The organism is Streptomyces sp. NPDC003393 (assembly GCF_053589015.1).
On record NZ_JBSFRB010000074.1, the window covers coordinates 1 to 17,792 of the forward strand.

Genomic DNA, 17,792 nt, shown 5'->3' on the forward strand with positions numbered 1-17,792 from the left:
GACGCATGAGCGTCACCGGCCCGACGGTTTCCCGGTGCCGCCGCGAGCCGTGCGGCAAGCACGCACCCGCCTGCCGCGAGGCCTGGACAGGTGCCCCGGCGACGCGGTCACATCTTGTCCGTCGTCCCGGCGGCATCGTCGGTGAGTTCCTCCCGCAGCCACCGCGAGTGGTGTCTCGCCGCCCAGGAGCGGCTGACATACCCGGTCCTCATGCCGAGCCTCGTCTCCGGATCCTCGAAGGCCTTGCGCATGTGCCCGAGCACCACAATGGTGATGGCCCAAGCCAGGCAGTCATGAACGAAGATGACGCTGACGCGCGAGATGAGGGGCAGAAGTCCCGTGAACCACATGAGCAGACCGGTGAACAGCATCACGAGCACCGCGCCCGCGATCCAGCCCGCGTAGATCTTCTGCCCCGCGTTGAACTTGCCGGCCGGTCTCGCCCCGGGCGACGTGCGGCGCCTGCGGACGGCGCGCAGCCATTGCCTGTCGTAGACCGCGAAGCGATTCAGCCGGCGCAGGTCCGCGCGGAAGTCGGAGGAGAGCAGTCCCAGCAGGAAGGGCAGCGGCAGGGCGATGCCCGACCATTCGTGGACCGTGACCATCAGATAGCGCCGACCCACCAGCTGCGCCAGCGGGCCTATGTACAGGCAGGCCGCGGTGACCATGCACACCAGCATCAGCCAGCCGGTGGCCCGGTGGACCATGCGCTCGGCGGCGCTGAACCGGCGGACGCTGCCGCCCGGCTCACGCCGCGTCGCTGTGCCGGTCGGCGTCGTCGAGCCAGCCGTCGACGGCATAACCGCGCTCCTCCCAGTAACCCGGAACGACCTTGTCCGTGACCGAGATGCCGGACAGCCACTTGGCGGACTTGTAGAAGTACATGGGGGCCACGTAGAGGCGGGCCGGTCCGCCGTGCTCATGGGTGATCGGCTTGTCCTGCATGTTCAGTGCCACCAGGACGTCCGAGCGGCGGGCCTGGTCCAGGGTGAGGCTCTCGGTGTAGGCGCCGTCGAAGCAGGTGAACCGAACGGCCGTGCCTGAGGAACAGACCCCGGAGGCGTCGAGGAGGTCGGCCAGCTTCACTCCTTCGAAGGGCGTGTTCTCCACCCGCCACCCGTCGGTGCACAGCACGTCGCGGACCACACGCGTCTGCGGCATCGCACGCAGCTCGGACAGCGTGTACGTCTTCGGCCGGTCCACCAGTCCGCCGATGCTCAACCGGTAGTTCGACGCGTCCTTGCGGGGCACCGAGCCGACGACGCTGTAGAAGCGGAAGCCGCCCGGGTTCGGCAGCAGACCGGTGACGCCCGTCGCATCGACCTGGGATGCGGCGCCGAGGAATCCTTCCCAGCCGCGTTGCAGGTAGGGCGCCGCGGCCAGCCCCGCGGCTCCCGCGCCGAGCATGCCCAGCACGGCCCGCCTCCCCACCGGTGTGCCGTCAGGCCTCCGCTTCGGCTTTTCTGCCATGGTCAGTGCTCCTTCGAAGGGGGAGGCGGCGATTGCGTCGGCGCCTGGCCGCCCGACATCGCCGCGGCCGCGTACGGCGGCCGCAGGTGCGAACGCCTGTGGGCCGTCCGCCGGTCCGCCACCGATTCAGTCACCGGTCAAACGGGTGACGATGCTGCCACGGCCGTTCTCGAACTGTCAACAACGCGCTGGAGCGGACGCGTGACAGGTCACGGGAACGCGCACCGGGCCGGCACCGGTCTTCGCCGGCCACCGTCGGCGGACCCGTGCGGGCCTCAAGCGGATTCGGAGCGCACGACGCGGCGCAGCTTGCGGAGCGCGTTGTGCTGGCGGCTCTTGACCGTACCCACCGGCACGCCGAGGATTTCCGCCGTCTCCTTGATGCTGCGATCCCATAGGTAGGTGCACACCAGGACGGCACGGTGCTCCGGGGACAGCCGGCCGAGCAAGGGGCTGGCCACGAGGGCGTCGTGGACCGCTTCGGTGCCGTCGGTCGCCGAGGCCGGCTCCGTGTAGGTGACGCCCACGACCTCCCTGCGGGCGGACGGTTTGCGCACCCAGTCGACGACCAGGTGCCGGGTCACGGTGAAAAGCCAGCCCCGGATGGAGCCCTCCATTCCCAGCAGGCGGTCGATGTTGCGCCAGGCCCGGACGATCGTCTCCTGGACGATGTCTTCCGCGAGCCCGTGATCACCGATCATCCTCTCGGCGTACGAGACAAGGCCGTCCCGGTGATCCGTCATGATGGTGCCGAGCAGTTCTGCCCCGGTCATCGTCGTGGGGGACGTAGCCATAGTGTTCTGAACATCCTGGTTCTGTGTCATGCGGCGATCGGGGCCCTGCGTGGCTCCGCGTCGGCACTGTAGGAAGAGCCGGGTGTCAGAAAACTGCCGCGCCAGTGACGCCGGGGTGCCGAAGGTCGGGGCACCGGAGGCTCTCGTGGCCGTGCGACGGCCACCGCCCTTGACCGGCAAGGTGATTCACCGTTTCGCCCGCTGCGTGTTCCTGCCACTGGGTCGGAACAGGCCCGGCGCTATGAGCGGCATGTCACTTCCGACCTGTGCGGTCGGACACGGTGTGTGTCGCTCCGCGCCTTCATGTGTCCGCAGGACATGTACGAGGCGGGCGCTCATGACTGCGGGATATGTGTGAGTCGTGCACACCGGGGCGCCCACACACGCTGCCCCAGCAACCCTCGCGGGCGTTTGTCCGCCGGCCGCCCACTGTGTGAGTACCATGCGCAGCGTCATCCATATTGAGGGAGTGAGTGGTTGTGGCCAGCCAATCAGCCTCCGCACTCCGATCGCGGTATGCCCGACAAGCCGCATCGGACCTGGAGGAAAATCGCCGACTGCAGAAGGAGCTGGCGGAACAGATCAAGATGTTGAAACAGGAGGAGGCCCTCCTGTCGGACATCATCGCGCTTGCCCAGGGGCACGAGGATCTCGCCGGCACCGCGAGTGTGCCCGAGCAGGTTTCTCACGAACGCCCGGCGGAGTCGGCGGAGCAGGAGGTCGCGGCCCTGCCCGTCGAGCCGGCCTCGCAGCGCCCGGCATCCGCTCGGTCCGCTTCGGCGGGCAGCCCGGCACGGTCCGGCGCGAAGGGGAAGTCACGTCAGCCTCTGCTCGGCGATCTGCTGATGGACCTCCTCGGAGCGCATGACGAGCCGCGTCTGGCCAAGGAGTTGCGGGACGAACTCCTGGACAAGCATCCGGACCGCAACCCGACCCCACAGGTCGTACGCAACGCCCTCGAGGCCCTGGTCGCCAAGGGGCGCATCCGTCGTCACAAGCAGCAGCGGTCGGTGATGTACACGCTCATGGAGTCCGCCGACCGTGGACACACGGCCGCGGAGGCCGAAACCGCCGGCTGACACGGAAAGCCTTGCTCCCCGGCACTCCCCGCAGTCATGCCCGGCACGGCCGCGGTGAGTGCCGGCCATGGGTGACCAGTGTCATGTTTCTTCTCCCCTCTCTCCTCCCTCCGGTTCGGCCGGCAGGGACCGGACGGCTCGGCCGCCGCCATGGCGCCGGGTGTCATCACCACCTTGACTGGTGACGCAAGGTGTGTGCACAGTGAGTGCGCCGCGCAGAGCGGGCGTGCGACACGCACCGGCAAGGTCGGCAGAGTGGAGAATGGTCATGAACAACGACAGTGCGGTGGATGTCGCCGCAGAAGTGAGGCGTGCCAAGTTCGGCAAACTGCCCGAGCGTATCCGCCTGGAGGACATGAGCGAGGTGAGGCAGGTTCCATCGGGCACGGGGCTCGGCACCGCCTACAACCCCGAGGGGTCGTGGCAGCACTTCTCCTGCCTGGCCATGGATCTCGGCCTCTGAAAGCGACGTCTCGGCAGTTGTGAATCGATGATCCGCCTCCTTTGATAGCGTCGCGTCATGGCTGAGGCGACGGACCAAGGGCGGCTGCCCGCGACCCTGCGGCAGCGCATCGTGCTCGCCGCCGCGGGGTTGCTGGAGGAGGAAGGGCTCGAGGCGGTCTCCACGCGCGCCGTGGCGGCGCGCGCGGGAGTTCCCCCGCCCACGATCTTCCGCACCTTCGGGGACAAGGACGGGCTGCTGGAGGCCGTCGGCGAGCACGGTTTCCGGACCTACCTCGAAGCCAAGACCCGGCTTCCCGAGACCGAGGATCCGGTCGAGCAACTCCGCATGGCCTGGGATCTTCAGATCCGCTTCGGGCTGGCGCATCCCGCGTACTACACACTCGTCTACGGCCGGGCCCGGCCCGGGTACCTGCCGCAGGCAGGACGCGAGGCCGTCACCGAGCTGCGGCGCATGATCACGCGGGTGGCAGCCGCGGGCCGCCTGCGGACGAGTGTCGAGCGGGCCGCCGACCTCATGCACGCCGTGGGCGTGGGCACGGTCCTCACCATGATCAGCGTTCCGGAGGAGGCGCGCGACCCCGCCATGGCCGACATGGCGCGCGAACTGGTGATGGCTGCGCTCACCGTCTCGGCCCCCGCGGAGTCGGCGGGGACGAACCATGGAACCGACGCCGTGGTGAGCAGTGCGATGGCGCTGCGCGCGGCAGTGGGCCGCCATGCCGTGCCCGCGCTCAGCGCGGCGGAGAAGCCCCTGCTCGTCGAGTGGCTGAACCGTCTCGCGAACAGCCCGCGGAACCTCGCCGCCCGGACGGGTGTCGGGGAATCCGGTCAGGCGCGGGGCTGACGCCGCCTCGTATCCGGTCGCTGTGGTGCAGGCCGCTGTCGCGCGGACAGTGGGCCAGGTGAAGCGGCCGCCCTCGCATCGGGGAAGGATGCGAGGGCGGCCCTCCGTTCCCGCGGCCAGGAGTGGCGCACGGTGTCCTGGCGGCAAGAGCTCTTCCATCTGGTTCAACGGGATGTAAGGGATCGAGGTTCAGGAGGGCGGGCCGAAAGGCAGACCGCGACACACCGGGCGTCGCCCTCCGTATGTCCCAGCCACGCGCGAACTGCGTCCGGACGTCAGTGCCGGGCGGACGACCCCCTTACGCCGTCCCGGACCCTGAGCGGCGCAGCAGGTCGGCGGCTCGCTCGGCGAGCGCGTACACCGTGGCGTTGGTGTTGCTCGACGGGACGGACGGAATGACCGACGCGTCGGCGACGCGCAGCCCGTCGAGCCCGTGAACACGCAGGTCGGAGTCGACCACGGAGGCGTCGTCCTCTCCCATCACGCAGGTGCCGACCGGGTGGCAGTAGGAGCCGGAGTGCTTCCGGGTGAAGTCACCGAGCGACTCCTCGTCCACCGCGTCCAGTCCCGGGCTGATCTCCTCGATGCCCCATTCGGCGAGCGCCGACGACCAGGCGATCCGTCGCGCCGTTGCGATGCCGGACAGCACCGCCCGGACATCCTGCTCCGCGGCGAAGTAGTTCGGATCGATCACCGGAGGCGCGTACGGATCGGCCGAGGCGATCCTGAGCGAGCCGCGGCTGGCCGGCCGCATCGGCGAGATGCCGATGGTGAAGCCGTTCTCCACCACGGCGACGGGGTTCGGGAGCGGGACGTCGATGAAGATGATCTGCACGTCGGGTGCGTCGGCGTCAGGCGTGCTGCGCAGCAGACCCAGGATCTCGCCGTGGTTGTTGCGTGGCAGGGGTATCGGCCGTCGCGCCTGGTACACCAGGTTGGCCCGGGTGTGGTCGTGCAGGTTCCGGCCCACGCCGGGCAGGGCGTGGAAGACGTCGACCTGCGCCTGCCGCAGATCGTCCTCGGAGCCGATGCCGGAACGCTGAAGGATCAGCGCGGACCCGACGGTGCCCGCCGTGAGCACCACCTCGCCGGTGGCTCTCGCGGTGCGGGTGCGGCCCCCTGCGCTGTACTCCACCCCGACGCAGCGACGGCCGTCGAAGAGCAGCCGGTGGGCGACGGCACCGGTGACGACCGTCAGGTTGCGCCGGTTCAGCGCCGGCAGAAGATAGGCATCGGCCGCGCTCTGCCTGCGCCCGTCGACGATGTTGAGGTCGACAGGGCCGAAGCCCTCCTCCAGACCGCCGCTGATGTCATGGGCCCGGCGGTGGCCTGTCTCGACCGCGCCGGCCAGGCAGGCAGCAGGACATCGTTGGGGAACTCGGCCGGTCCGACGCTCAGCGGCCCGTTCGTACCGCGGCCGGGGGCCCCGCTCACCGCCGTCTCGGAGCGCTGGAAGTAGGGGAGCAGGTCGTCGAAGGACCAGCCCTTGGCCCCGTGCTCGTTCCAGCTGTCGTAGCTGGTGCGGTGGCCGCGCGAGAACACCATGGCATTGATGGCGGACGAGCCGCCCAGACCTTTGCCGCGGGGAAAGGCCACGGGGGATCCGGAAGCGTGCTGCACCACGGTCGTGTCAGCCCAGGCCGCCTCCGAGGTCGCCAAGGAGGGCCAGGCCGGCGGATGCGCGGCCGCGTCCGGCAGTGCCGCGGACCCGGCTTCGAGCAGGAGGACGCGAGTGTCACCGTTCTGCGTCAGGCGCGCGGCGAGGACGCAGCCGGCCGTGCCACCGCCGACGACGACGATGTCGTGCGCAGAGTCGTGGTCGTGTGAGGACATGGCTGTCCAATCCGCTGGCTGGATCAATGGTTCGGATCAGAGCGTATCACTGGTTCGAACCAATGGTTCGGGCGAGGCGATATCACCGCATGCGGGGCGCGCGGCGGAAAGGACAGCGCGCAGGGCGCCGAGGGTCGCTTGCGATCGGGGACGGGATGCGCGCTCGCACATGTCCTTGCGGGTCACCGGCGTGTGAACCTTTCGCTGTCCGGAACACGTGATGGTGGTGGCAGGATCCCCGTCCGTACGAGCGGTCGGACGGGGCCCAGGGCGGCCGCCTTGTGGGGAGAGCGTCGGGGCGGCCGCCTTCCGGCTCCTGCCCGTCCTTGCCGTGGGGACGAGGACGGGCAGGAGCCGGGTCGCCGGCTTCGCCGGTCTCTCCGCGGACCCGGGGCGGACGGGCGTCGGCCGGTCGCCGAGCCGTCGCCGTGATGAGTCACATGTCGCTCCCTGCCGAGCGGGGCTGACGGGACGTCAACCACAGGCTCTCGCACACGCGGTGGTCCGGGTGGCTCGCGGAGGCACGTATCACCACGGTGGACACAGTGGCCGGAGGCGGTGACACGTGAGGAGCGTCATGGTCGCGGGCGTCCGCCGCATCCTCGCCGCACCACTGGGTCTCCTGCACCGGTCGATCGTGAACGGTGTACGCCAGGCCGAGAGGCGAGATGCAGCGACGGCTGACCGGGCTCAGTATGGAAGGTGGCTGTCGCAGCGCGACGTTCGGCCACGTCGCACGTACGAGGTGGTGGATCGACATGCCGGATGAGGTCCGTGACGTCATCATCATCGGCTCAGGTCCGGCCGGCTGCACCGCTGCGGTCTACGCGGCGCGTGCGAGGCTGCGTCCCCTGCTCTTCGAGAGTGCCGTCTCCGCCGGCGGCGCCTTGGTGAACACGACCGAAGTGGAGAACTTCCCGGGGTTCCCCGATGCCGTGTACGGGCCCGACCTCATGGAGCGGATGAGGTCCCAGGCGGCGCGCTTCGGCACGGAGTTCGTCGCCGACGACATCGTCGAAGCGCGGCTGTCGGGCAGGGTGAAGGACGTGGTGGACGCGAGCGGAGCGACCTACCGGGCGAAGGCTGTGATCCTGGCGACGGGATCTCGGTACCGGCGGCTGGGCCTGGAGAACGAGCAGCGGCTGTCCGGGCGTGGCGTGAGCTGGTGTGCCACCTGTGACGGGTTCTTCTTCCGGGACCAGGACATCGTGGTCGTCGGCGGGGGCGACTCCGCCCTGGAAGAGGCCACCTTCCTGACCAGGTTCGCCCGACGGGTGACCGTCGTGCACAGGCGCGACAGCCTCCGGGCGTCGAAGATCATGCAGGAGCGCGCACGGCGTGACGAGAAGATCGACTTCGTCTGGAACAGCGAGGTGGTGGACATCCTCGGCGAGGACCGGGTCACCGGTGTTCTGCTGCGGGCGGTGGACAGCGGAGAGGTCAGACCTCTGCCGGTGACCGGCGTCTTCATCGCCATCGGGCATGATCCACAGGTAGAGGTCTTCAAGGAGCAGATCGCTCTCGATCATGCCGGCTACGCAGCGGTCGAGGGTCGTTCCACGCGCACCAACCTGGACGGCGTCTTCGCCTGTGGTGACGTCGTGGACCACGAGTACCGGCAGGCCGTCACGGCGGCGGGCACCGGATGTTCGGCCGCTCTGGATGCCGAGCGGTACCTGTCGGCGCTGGCCGACTGCGCCACCTGCGAAGAGGCGCGCTTCGAAGCCACGACCGTGGCGGAACTGGTGCGTTGACGCTCGAGCGGCTCGCACGGAACGCGGCGCCGGTTTTCGCCGTCCGTGACCGGAGGGCGAAAACCGACGTCCTGGTGCCGGGTCGGTCTTCAGTGCGCGCGTCAGCGAGTGATGGCGCGGGCGGCCTGCTCGATGGTGTCGGCGACCGCGGCGGGCTGGGAGACCGAGACCGCGTGAGAGGCGCTGACCTCGGTGGTGTGCGCCTGGGCGCGTTCGGCCATGAAGCGCTGGGCGGCCGGCGGGATGTTGAGGTCCTCGGCGGCGATCAGGCTCCAGGAGGGGATGGACTTCCAGGCGGCCGTGGTGGCCTTCTCCTCCAGGGCGGAAGCGGTGACGGGGCGCTGGGTGGCGGCCATCAGATCGGTGACGGGCGTGGGTACGTCTGCGGCGAACTGGTCGTGGAACCTGTCGGCCTTGATGTACAGGTCGGTCCCGGAACTCGTGCTGACCGGGTCGAGGTTGGGTCCGAGGGTGCTGCCGGGGAACCTGCCCGACAGCTGAAGAGCGCTCTCGCCCGCCTCGGGTATGAAGGCGGCGATGTAGACGAGCGCCTTGACCTTCGGGTTGTCGGCGGCGGCCTGGCTGATGACGGCACCGCCGTAGGAGTGGCCCACCAGCACCACCGGCCCGTCGACGCTGTCGAGGAAGTCGGTGAGATAGCCGGCGTCGTCGGCCAGCCCCCGCAGCGGGTTAGCCGGTGCCACCACCGGATAACCCTGGTGCCGCAACCGCTCGATGACGCCGTTCCAGCTGGAAGAGTCCGCGAAGGCACCGTGCACCAGCACGACGGTGGGCCTGTTGTCCGGGGTGCTGCTCATGTCGGGATCGTCTCCTTCATCGGTGGCGCCTCGGACGGCGCCTTCGTTCGGGCGGTCGGCCCCGGTCCACCGGGGCTCGGTCGGGGGTGGTGGTTCGTGACGGGCTTCAGCGGGTGGTGGCGCGGGCGGCCTGCTCGATGATGCGGGTGACGGCGGTGGGGTGGGAGACGGAGACGGCGTGGGAGGCGCTGATCTCGGTCGTGTGGGCGTGGGCACGCTGGGCCATGAAGCGCTGGGCGGCCGGCGGGATGTTCTTGTCCTGGGTGGTGACCAGGTCCCAGGAGGGAATGTCCTTCCAGGCGGTGGAGGTGGCCTTCTCCGCCAGGGCCTGGGCGGCGACCGGACGCTGGGTGGCGGCCATGAGATCGGTGACGGACTCGGGTACGTCGGCGGCGAACTGGTCGTGGAACTTGTCGGCCTTGATGTACAGATCGGTGCCGGTGGTTCCGTCAGCGGCCGGGAAGGGCACGGAGTCGAGGGTCGGGGCGAGGGTGGAACCGGGGAACTTGTTGGACAGCTCCAACGCGCTCTCGCCCTTGTCGGGCGCGAAGGCGGCGATGTAGACGAGCGCCTTGACGTCCGGGTCGTCGGTGGCGGCTTGGCTGATCACGGCGCCGCCGTAGGAGTGGCCGGCGAGGACGACGGGTCCGTGGATGCCGGCCAGGACGCTGCGCAGGTAGGCGGCGTCGCCGATCAGCCCGCGCAGCGGGTTGGCGGGAGCGACGACCTGGTAACCGTCGTGCTGGAGGCGCTTGACGACGCCGTTCCAGCTGGACGCGTCCGCGAAGGCCCCGTGGACCAGGACGATGGTGGGCTTCTTCCCCGAAGTCCCGTGTCCGCCCTTGGCCGCGTTGGCCGGGGTGGTGAAGGCCAGAGTCAGGGCGGACACTCCTGCGACTGCGCCGAGGGCGGCGATGCGGGTGCTGGGGGCGCGGAAGACGGTCTTGAGGTTCATGTGGTCTCTCCTTCGGTGCATGGCATGGCGGAGCCGGGGGTTTCCCGTGTCCGGCACCGGCCGGGGGCGATGCCCGTAAACATAGCGCCCGATTATCTTGCACACAACTTAAACGCCCCCGAGGTGCGTCGGTTCCGTGGGAGGGTGCGCCGGATCACCGACGATCGCGGGTCAGCAGACGTCGTCCTCGGGCACGAGCGTGAGGAGACGTACGGTCTCGACGTACAGCCAGACCAGGGTCAGTGTGAGTCCGGTGGCTGCCGGCCAGGCGTCCTCGCGGGGAGCCCCGTGGACGACACCCCCCTCCACCTGCCTGAAGTGAAGAGCCAGGAAGGGAACCGCCAGGGCGATGCCGGCGGCACCGGCACAGACGCCGAGGCCGGCATGGTGGAAACCGAGGCCGTCGCCACCCAAGAAGGGAAGCAGCAGCAAGTCGGACGCCGCGAGCAGGCTCAGTCCGGCCACCGAGGCGGTCGCGAATCCGCGGCGGCGGCCGGACACACGTATCCAGCGCAGTCCGTACGCGACCAGAACGCCGGCGAAGGCGGCCATCGTGCCCAGCACGGCCTGCTCGAAGACCCCCGGCGACACATGAGCGGAGACCGTGCCGGACAGCACGGCGAGAAACGCGCCTTCGCACCCCGCGAACGCCAAGGCCAGGAAGGGCGACGCTCGCGCTCTTCGCCACTGGCACACCACCAGGACGAGCGCGATCAGCCCCGCCGCGGCGGCTGCGCAGCAGGAGGCCGGGAGGTCCGTCGGAGGGATCGGCCGCAGGGTCCAGCACGACACTGCTGTCAGGAAGGTGATGGCGAGCATCAGGGCCGCGCGCGAGATGACCTGATCCATCGTCATCAGATCACCGACGAACCGGGGCAATACGGACTGCCCGGCCCCATGGGCGGGATCCGCTTCCTCGCCCGCGCCGACCCGGTCCCGTATGACGGCGACGCTGACCAGTTGGTCGGCGGACGCCGTCTTCAGTCCCCCCTGACGGTTGAATCCGGGCCGCGCAAGGAGCGGATTGCTGCTCTTCAACGACCTGTTCTCGCCGGACACCACGCCAGATTTCCTCGTCCTCGACGCACACGACAGCCGACGCTGCTAGTGCGCCCGTCACGAGGGCGCCCAGGCCGGCCTTCCCGAACGGGCAGGAGGACCGGCGACCGGGAGACGCCCACCGGACGGCGCACCGCAGGCAGCCGCCTCCCGTCCCGCCGCAATGGGTGGCGCGGCGGTAGCCGGTCATCAAGTACACGGATCCGGCGGGGGGCGAGGTTCACTGCGCGAGACCTGACGAAAAGCAGGGATGCGCGCGTGGGCCGCGCGAGGTGCCCGCGCCGTCAGGACGCACACACGCCCTCGGTGGCGTCACACACTGCGTCGCCGAGTGCGGCAGCGGCGTTGCGCAGTTCCGGGGGCAGTTCGCCGGCCGTCAGCGAAGAGGGCCGGGCGGGATACCCTCTGCCCCACAGCGGCCCCTGGGAACCCGGTCGAGCCATGTCGGCGGAGCCGGCGCCCGGGAGGAGGCCGGCATCGGTCCTCCCGCCGTCACCACGCGCCGACTGTCCGGACGCCGACCGCGACACCGCGCGGCGGATTGCTCGACGGCGGCGACATGGCGGTCGGTCATCGCCCGCGCCTCCCGCACCACTCGGTACCAGCACGCATGGGGTTGCGCCCGCGCTCCGGTGCGCCTGGGGACCGGATCAGCGGCCGAGGAAGGCGCCGGGGATCCTGGCGTGTGGGCCTCGGCGGACAGGACGATGGCCGCGACGCGCGTGGCGGCCTCTGCGCGGGCCGTCGTCAGGGCCGCCATGACACTGCCGGCGAGTTCCGGTCCCGACATCTCCTTGAACCGGTTGCCGAGGAAACGAACAGCCGACGCCCAGGCGTCCGCCGAGACGGTGGCCTCCACCACGCCGTCCCTCGAGGTGACGGTCACCGAAAACTCCCGCATCTGCTGCTCGGCCCTGGCCACGGCGTCGTGCCGCCGGGCGAACTCGGCAAGGACCCTTTCCAGGTTGTCTCCCGGAAAAGCTTCCACCGTTCCTCCTTGCCGGTGCGGCGTCACGAAGTCGGCGTACCGGCCCGACTCGGGGCAGTCATGCTCCGGGAGCCGATCGCGTCGGCGTTCGTGCGATTGCCTCGTCAAGAAGCACCCGAGGCGTGTCCACGCACGGTTCGCACCCGGACAAGGCCGAAGTCCCACCCCGTCGGCAGGTGTCTTCCGAGGGCGTGGCCCGTCGCGGTCGTGTGGGCGGCGGCACACACGGGGGTGCCGTCCGCTCAGTGTTCGGCGGGGTGCAGGAACGCCTCGAGGGTGGTGGTCAGTTGCTGTCGGAGCCCCTGTCCACGGGGGTGCCGGTCCGCATCCTGGGCCAGGGCCGGCAGCAGGTGCCGCTCCGCGACGATCCACTCGGCGGCCTCCGTGCTGCCGCCGAACTCCTGTGGGCGCACCCCTGGGCGCGGCGGCGGCAGGATCAGTGGCCTGCGGTGCGGTGCGATGAGCGCGGTCGCGGCCTCGGCACTGTACAGGTAGTGCTCGAACATCCGTGCCCGCGCCTCGGACCGTGCGCCGGGCGAGTCATGCAGGGCACTGAGCTCCGCTGCGAAGCCGCGCAGCAGTTCGTGACAGGTGTAGCGGCCCGGGACCAGTTCGACGAGCATGTGGTGATCGACGAGTTCCGCCATGTCCTCGCGGGTGGCGTGCAGGTCCGTACCGGCCAGGCTGGCAGCGGCCTGCACCGTCATGTCGCGTGACGGGTGCAGACCGAGCAGCCTGAACAGCGAGGCGGCGCTGTTGCCGAGCGCTTCGTACGAGGTGCGGAAGGCGCTGCGGATGTCTGTCCGGGCGTCGTGCGTGGACAGGGCGGCGAGGCCGTCCCGGTCGTCCTGCAGCCGGGCCGCGAGGGAGGCCAGGGAGGAGGCCGGCTGCACGAGCACCCGGGTGGCGGCGACGGCCAGCGCCAGCGGCAGTCCTCCGCACAGTTCGACGATGTCGCCCGCCGCGGCGCGCTCGGCTCTGGTCCGATCGGCTCCGAGCCGGCGTTCGAGGAGTTCCAGACCCTCCTGGCGGGTGAGGGGGTCCAGTGTGACGATCCGGGCGTTGTCCGTCACGGCCAGGCCCATCAGACGCCGCCGACTGGTGACGATCACCAGACTTCCCTCGGTGGCGGGGAGCAGGGGCCGCACCTGTTCGCTGTCGCGTGCGTCGTCCATGACGATGAGCAGCCGGCGACCGGCCAGGGCACTGCGGTAGGCGGAGCCGAGCGCGGTGGCGCTCGCCTGCGCCGGGACAGGTTCGGCACCCAGCGCGTCGAGGACCGCCCGCATGGCCCGGTCCGGGTCGAGAGGCGGCTGCGTGGAGTGGTGGCCCTGGAGGTCGACGTAGATCTGTCCGTCGGGGAAGCGGTCGGCCGCCAGATGCGCCCAGCGGACGGCGAGTGTCGTCTTTCCCACTCCCGGCATGCCGGACAGGGCGACGACCGTCGGAGAGCTGACCTCGCCCTCCAGGGGCAGAAGTTCCAGGCACTGGCCGAGGACGGCCTGACGACCGGCGAAGACGGCGCAGTCCGCGGGCAGCCGGGACGGTGCCGCGAGGTTGGGGGGCCGCGGTTCGGCGTCCCCCAGGTGCAGTTTTCGCTGGAGGAAGTGCTGTTGCGCGGCACGCAGTTCGGGGCCGGGTTCCACACCGAGTTCGTCGGCGAGATCACGGCGGATGCGCTCGAACTGGTGCAGGGCCTCGGCCCGTCGGCCGGTGGCCGCCAGGGCGGCGATGATCCGCGAGTGGACGGCCTCGTCGAAGGGGTGGCCGTCCAGCGCGCGTCGCAGGGCGGCCAGCACGTCCTCCGTCAGTCCGGGTGCCGAGGCCAGGACGACATCGGTGGCCTCTTTGACCGTCGCGACGAACTCGTGTCCGACCGAGGTGAACACGGGGTGCCGGGAGACATGGGTGCCGTCGGCGACCATGGGGCCGCGCCAGAGCCGGAGGGCCTCCACGAAGTGGTGGGCGGCACGTGTGGGGTCGCCGGCCTTGACCGCGAGCTGTGCCTGTGCGCACAGGTCGCGAAAGTGCAGAAGATCGGAGCTGGAGGCGTCGACCAGCAGGCGGTAGCCGTCGGCGGAGCGCACGAGGTGCCTGGCGTTCGCCCGGTTGCTCAACTGGGGCTCCAGCGTTCTGCGCAGGGCCCCGATGTGCCGGTGCACCACATTGACGGCACTGGCCGGCGGCTCGCCCTCCCACAGCAGGTCGATCGCTTCGCTCAGCGTGAGCGGGCCGGGCGCGCGGAGCAGCAGCAGGGCGAAGAGGGCCAACCTCTTCGGAGGACCGAGGTCGAGCTCGGCGCCGGCGCGCACCGCCCGCACCGGACCGAGGATCGAGTAGCGTGTCGCCGGGTCCATTCCGCCTCCGACCTCTCCGTTTTCCGTGTCCTTGCCGCTCGGGTCGGTCATCGCGGACGTGGGATGGGTGTGAGGTGGGGCCGCGGCTCGGCTCGTGCGGTGGTCGGCAGGCATGTTCATCTGCGGTGACAGTGAGGGACGGCGGGCGCGGGTGGGGGAGCGGTCGCCGTACGTGATTGCTGCATCAAGTAAAAGGCGCAGTTCCTTGACTTGTCAAATATGTGCCTGGTCGTGGCGCGGCCGACAAGTGATCGCCTGCCGAGGTGTGGGGCCGCAGTGGTCGCAGAAGCGTGTGCGAAGCCCGTGCCTGCGCAGGCACGGGCGGGATATGCCCACCGGGCGCGGCCGGGCCCGAACCGGGAGAAGCGGCTGCCCGGCGGGAAGCCGCACGAGGCGTGCCGTGCAGGCGGATCGGTGGAGCCGCCCGCACGGCACCGTGGCGGCGCCCCTCGTCCGGCGTCGGCGTCTCAGGCCGCCGCGTCGAGGACGACACGGAAACGGGCCTGGCCCGAGAGCATCCGCTCGTACCCCTCCATGGCCCGCTCGAAGGGCAGGACCTCCACGCTGGGACGGATGCCGTGGGCGAGGCTGAAGGCGAGGTTGTCCTCGTTCTCGATGGAGGAACCGGTCAGGCTGCCGACGATGGAGTGGGTGCCGAAGATCAGATCGGGTGTCGAGACCGTCAGCGGGTCCGGCGCGGCGCCGACCACGACCAGCTTGCCGTTCGGGGCCAGACCCCGGACCAACGGGTTCATCGATGCGCCGCTGGACGCGGTGGCGACGATGACCGAGGCGCCACCCAGGTGGCGCAGCGCCGAGCCGGGGTCGGCGCTGGTGCTGTCGATGTACTCGTGCGCGCCCAGCCGACGGGCGAGCGACTCCTTCTCCCGGCCCCGGGCCACGGCCGCGACCCGGTAGCCGAGGCTGCGGGCGTACTGCAGGGCGAGGTGGCCGAGCCCGCCGATGCCCTGCACCGCCACCAGGGACCCCGCCCGGGTGTGGCCCTGCTGCAACGCGGCGAAGGTGGTCAGCCCCGCGCACAGGAGCGGCGCCGCGTCGACCGCGGACAAGCCCTCGGGAATGCGTACCAGGCCGCTCGCCCGGGCGTAGGCCACCTCGGCGTACCCGCCGTCGGTCGTCGTGCCGGTCTGCGCCTGGTTCAGGCAGTTGACGAAGTCACCCCGGCGGCAGGGCTCGCACTCCCCGCAGTGCCCGTTGAGGAAGCCGACGCCGACGCGGTCACCGGGCTGCCAGGCGGTGACGCCGGCCCCGACGGCGTCGATGACACCGACGATCTCGTGTCCCGGGACGATGGGCTGCGAGGGGTCGGGGCGCAGGCCCTCGACGGCCAGCACGTCGGTGTGGCAGACACCGCAGGCCTGCACGCGCAGCCGGACGTGTCCCGGTGCGGGTTCGACCAGTTCTCGCTCGACCGGTCGCAGGTTGTGGACGCCGGTGGCCTCGAAGGCGCGATAGGTGGACATGTCATAGCTCCTGGGTGTGGTGACGAAGCCCTTGGTGCCGCAGGGAGCCGGCTCTCATGGCCGCTCCGGCCGCGCGCCGCCCGCCGTACGGGCTGGGCGAAGGGGCGAGATCAAGCCGCCGATCTCAATATGACCGGTCGACTTGGTTCGAGTCTAACCGACCCCGCCAATAGGTCCGCCCGTCACGGAACCGGCCCTGGCCCGCCCTCGGCGGGGAGAGTTCGCGTGCCGGGTTCCGCCCGCCGCTCCCGGAGGGGCCGGGCTCCCGCAGGTTGACCGCGGTAAAGGTGACCGGCCATATTGATGCCGAGGTGATCGAACATGGGACGTGTGTCCAAACGTGAGGAGATTGCGCAGGCCGCCCTGCAGCAGTTCCACACGCATGGCTTCCATGCCACGGGCATCAACGACATCACCCGAGCCGCCGGCGTGCCCAAAGGGTCCTTCTACAACCATTTCTCCAGCAAGGAGGAGAGTGCCCTGGAGGCGCTCGGCAGGTATGCCGCCGGCCTGCGCTTCGACATGCTCACCGAACCGGGGCGACCGGCGCTGGAGCGACTGCGGGCGCACTTCGAGTACCTCGGCGGCGACACCCTCGACAACGGGTTCGTCCGCGGATGTCTGGCCGGCAACCTGGGCGCCGAAGTGGCGGACCACAGCGAGGTGATCCGAGCGGCCGTACGGCGTGGCTTCGACCGGTGGGCCTCGCACATCCGGCAGGTGCTCGACGAGGCGCAGGAAGCCGGCGATCTCGACAGCGCCCTGGACACGTCAGCCACCGCGCTGTTCATCCTGAGTGCCTGGGAGGGGGCTTTGATCGCGGCCAGGGCCGAGAAGTCGTCGGCGCCCGTGGAGGCCTTCTTCCGCATCGTGTTCGACGTCGTCCTGCGCTGAGGACTGTCCCGCGGTCTCCGGCGGGCGTGGCTGATGGCCGTCGGGCGCCGCGTGTGCAAGCAACGCCGTGTGCCGACGGGCTGCTGATCCTCTGTCGACCGGCCGCATGATCGTGCGTCGGGTGGATGGCGAGGGCCGGGCAACGAAACGTTTGACACTAAGTCGACCGGTCGTCTAGCTTTTTAGATGACCGGTCGGCTAGTTCTCGGACCGGATTCTTTCTCGACCACATCTCATGAAGCGGAGCACCGTGATGACCACCCCTGTCAAGCTCGCCGTCGTCTACTACTCGTCCACCGGCACCATCGCCGAGATCGCCAAGGAGCTGCACGACGCGGGCGTCAAGGCCGGCGCCGAGGTCCGTCTGCTCAAGGTGGCCGAGCTCGCGCCCCAGGCGGCCATCGACTCCAATCCTGCCTGGGCGGCCAACCAGGCGGCCACGGCCGGCATCCCCGAAGCCACCCCGCAGGACATCGAGTGGGCCGACGCCGTCGTCTTCGGCACGCCCACCCGCTTCGGCAACGTCTCGTCCCAGCTCAAGCAGTTCATCGACACGCTCGGCGGGCTCTGGGCCGAGGGCAAGCTCAGCGACAAGGTCTACAGCGGCTTCGTCTCCACCGCCACCGCTCACGCCGGCCACGAGTCCACCCTGCTGGCCCTGTACAACTCGGTTCACCACTTCGGCGGCATCATCGTCTCGCCGGGCTTCACCGACCCCGCGAAGTTCACCGATGGCAACCCTTACGGCACCTCCCACGCCGACGGGCAGGGCACCAACCCCGTCGACGAGGTGACCCGTACCGCCGCGCGCATCCAGGCCGAGCGCGTCATCAGGATCGCCACCACCCTGAAGGCCGCCGCCTGACCCGACCGGCGGCCGAAGCCGCGGCCGCGCCCTTCGGTGGCGGCCGGCCGACGATACTCCCGTAGCTCAGGGGCGGCCGCTCACGATTGATGACATCGGGATGGGCGACGCGGCAGTGTCCGCTGTACAGCCG

The 17,792-nt window shown here is 70.2% G+C and carries 14 protein-coding genes and 1 pseudogene; 6 read left to right on the top strand and 9 right to left on the bottom strand.

Annotated elements, in window-relative coordinates; all coding sequences use genetic code 11:
• Positions 1-107 precede the first annotated feature (107 nt).
• The 3 genes from ACWDUZ_RS37520 to ACWDUZ_RS37530 all read right to left on the bottom strand — a co-directional run bounded on the left by ACWDUZ_RS37520 (position 108) and on the right by ACWDUZ_RS37530 (position 2,264).
• Positions 108-800: a cytochrome b/b6 domain-containing protein gene (locus ACWDUZ_RS37520; RefSeq protein ID WP_451636311.1), complete on the bottom strand. Its 693-nt coding sequence runs from the start codon at positions 798-800 to the stop codon at positions 108-110.
• Positions 748-1,470 (bottom strand): molybdopterin-dependent oxidoreductase, encoded by a 723-nt coding sequence (locus tag ACWDUZ_RS37525; protein ID WP_451636312.1) that lies wholly within the window; start codon positions 1,468-1,470, stop codon positions 748-750. Before ACWDUZ_RS37525 ends, ACWDUZ_RS37520 begins: the two co-directional genes overlap by 53 nt.
• A gap of 275 nt (positions 1,471-1,745) precedes the next feature.
• Complete coding sequence (locus ACWDUZ_RS37530) at positions 1,746-2,264, bottom strand: sigma-70 family RNA polymerase sigma factor (RefSeq protein ID WP_451636313.1); 519 nt, start codon at positions 2,262-2,264, stop codon at positions 1,746-1,748.
• A gap of 479 nt (positions 2,265-2,743) precedes the next feature.
• Here ACWDUZ_RS37530 and ACWDUZ_RS37535 point away from each other — a divergent pair, with 479 nt between their 5' ends.
• From ACWDUZ_RS37535 to ACWDUZ_RS37545, 3 genes are all read left to right on the top strand, one after another.
• The gene (locus ACWDUZ_RS37535; RefSeq protein ID WP_451636314.1) at positions 2,744-3,343 is read left to right on the top strand and encodes a hypothetical protein; all 600 of its coding nucleotides are present in this window, start codon (positions 2,744-2,746) and stop codon (positions 3,341-3,343) included.
• A gap of 268 nt (positions 3,344-3,611) precedes the next feature.
• A complete protein-coding gene (locus ACWDUZ_RS37540; protein WP_451636315.1) occupies positions 3,612-3,806 on the top strand; it encodes a hypothetical protein in 195 nt (64 codons plus the stop codon).
• 57 nt (positions 3,807-3,863) lie between these two features.
• Positions 3,864-4,652 carry a TetR/AcrR family transcriptional regulator gene (locus tag ACWDUZ_RS37545; RefSeq protein WP_451636316.1) on the top strand — a complete coding sequence of 263 codons (789 nt, stop codon included), beginning with the start codon at positions 3,864-3,866 and terminating at the stop codon, positions 4,650-4,652.
• A 298-nt stretch (positions 4,653-4,950) separates the two neighbouring features.
• Here ACWDUZ_RS37545 and ACWDUZ_RS37550 read toward each other — a convergent pair.
• Positions 4,951-6,485 (bottom strand): annotated as a pseudogene (locus tag ACWDUZ_RS37550) (GMC family oxidoreductase).
• A 758-nt stretch (positions 6,486-7,243) separates the two neighbouring features.
• Here ACWDUZ_RS37550 and trxB point away from each other — a divergent pair.
• Positions 7,244-8,239 (top strand): thioredoxin-disulfide reductase, encoded by a 996-nt coding sequence (gene trxB, locus ACWDUZ_RS37555; protein WP_451636317.1) that lies wholly within the window; start codon positions 7,244-7,246, stop codon positions 8,237-8,239.
• A gap of 101 nt (positions 8,240-8,340) precedes the next feature.
• On the opposite strand, the gene ACWDUZ_RS37560 is transcribed toward trxB, so the two are convergent.
• From ACWDUZ_RS37560 to ACWDUZ_RS37580, 5 genes are all read right to left on the bottom strand, one after another.
• Positions 8,341-9,057, bottom strand: a complete 717-nt coding sequence (locus ACWDUZ_RS37560; RefSeq protein ID WP_451636318.1) for an alpha/beta fold hydrolase — start codon at positions 9,055-9,057, stop codon at positions 8,341-8,343.
• A 106-nt stretch (positions 9,058-9,163) separates the two neighbouring features.
• Complete coding sequence (locus ACWDUZ_RS37565) at positions 9,164-10,012, bottom strand: alpha/beta fold hydrolase (RefSeq protein WP_451636319.1); 849 nt, start codon at positions 10,010-10,012, stop codon at positions 9,164-9,166.
• 171 nt (positions 10,013-10,183) lie between these two features.
• Positions 10,184-11,074, bottom strand: coding sequence for a Bax inhibitor-1/YccA family membrane protein (locus tag ACWDUZ_RS37570; protein WP_451636320.1), 891 nt, complete (start codon positions 11,072-11,074; stop codon positions 10,184-10,186).
• 1,227 nt (positions 11,075-12,301) lie between these two features.
• Positions 12,302-14,416: a BTAD domain-containing putative transcriptional regulator gene (locus ACWDUZ_RS37575; RefSeq protein ID WP_451636321.1), complete on the bottom strand. Its 2,115-nt coding sequence runs from the start codon at positions 14,414-14,416 to the stop codon at positions 12,302-12,304.
• Between the two features lie 467 nt (positions 14,417-14,883).
• Complete coding sequence (locus ACWDUZ_RS37580; RefSeq protein ID WP_451636322.1) at positions 14,884-15,900, bottom strand: alcohol dehydrogenase; 1,017 nt, start codon at positions 15,898-15,900, stop codon at positions 14,884-14,886.
• Between the two features lie 321 nt (positions 15,901-16,221).
• On the opposite strand from ACWDUZ_RS37580, the gene ACWDUZ_RS37585 reads away from it, so the two are divergent.
• Positions 16,222-16,794: a TetR family transcriptional regulator C-terminal domain-containing protein gene (locus tag ACWDUZ_RS37585; RefSeq protein WP_451636323.1), complete on the top strand. Its 573-nt coding sequence runs from the start codon at positions 16,222-16,224 to the stop codon at positions 16,792-16,794.
• A 253-nt stretch (positions 16,795-17,047) separates the two neighbouring features.
• Complete coding sequence (wrbA, locus tag ACWDUZ_RS37590; protein ID WP_451636324.1) at positions 17,048-17,659, top strand: NAD(P)H:quinone oxidoreductase; 612 nt, start codon at positions 17,048-17,050, stop codon at positions 17,657-17,659.
• Positions 17,660-17,792 lie beyond the last annotated feature (133 nt).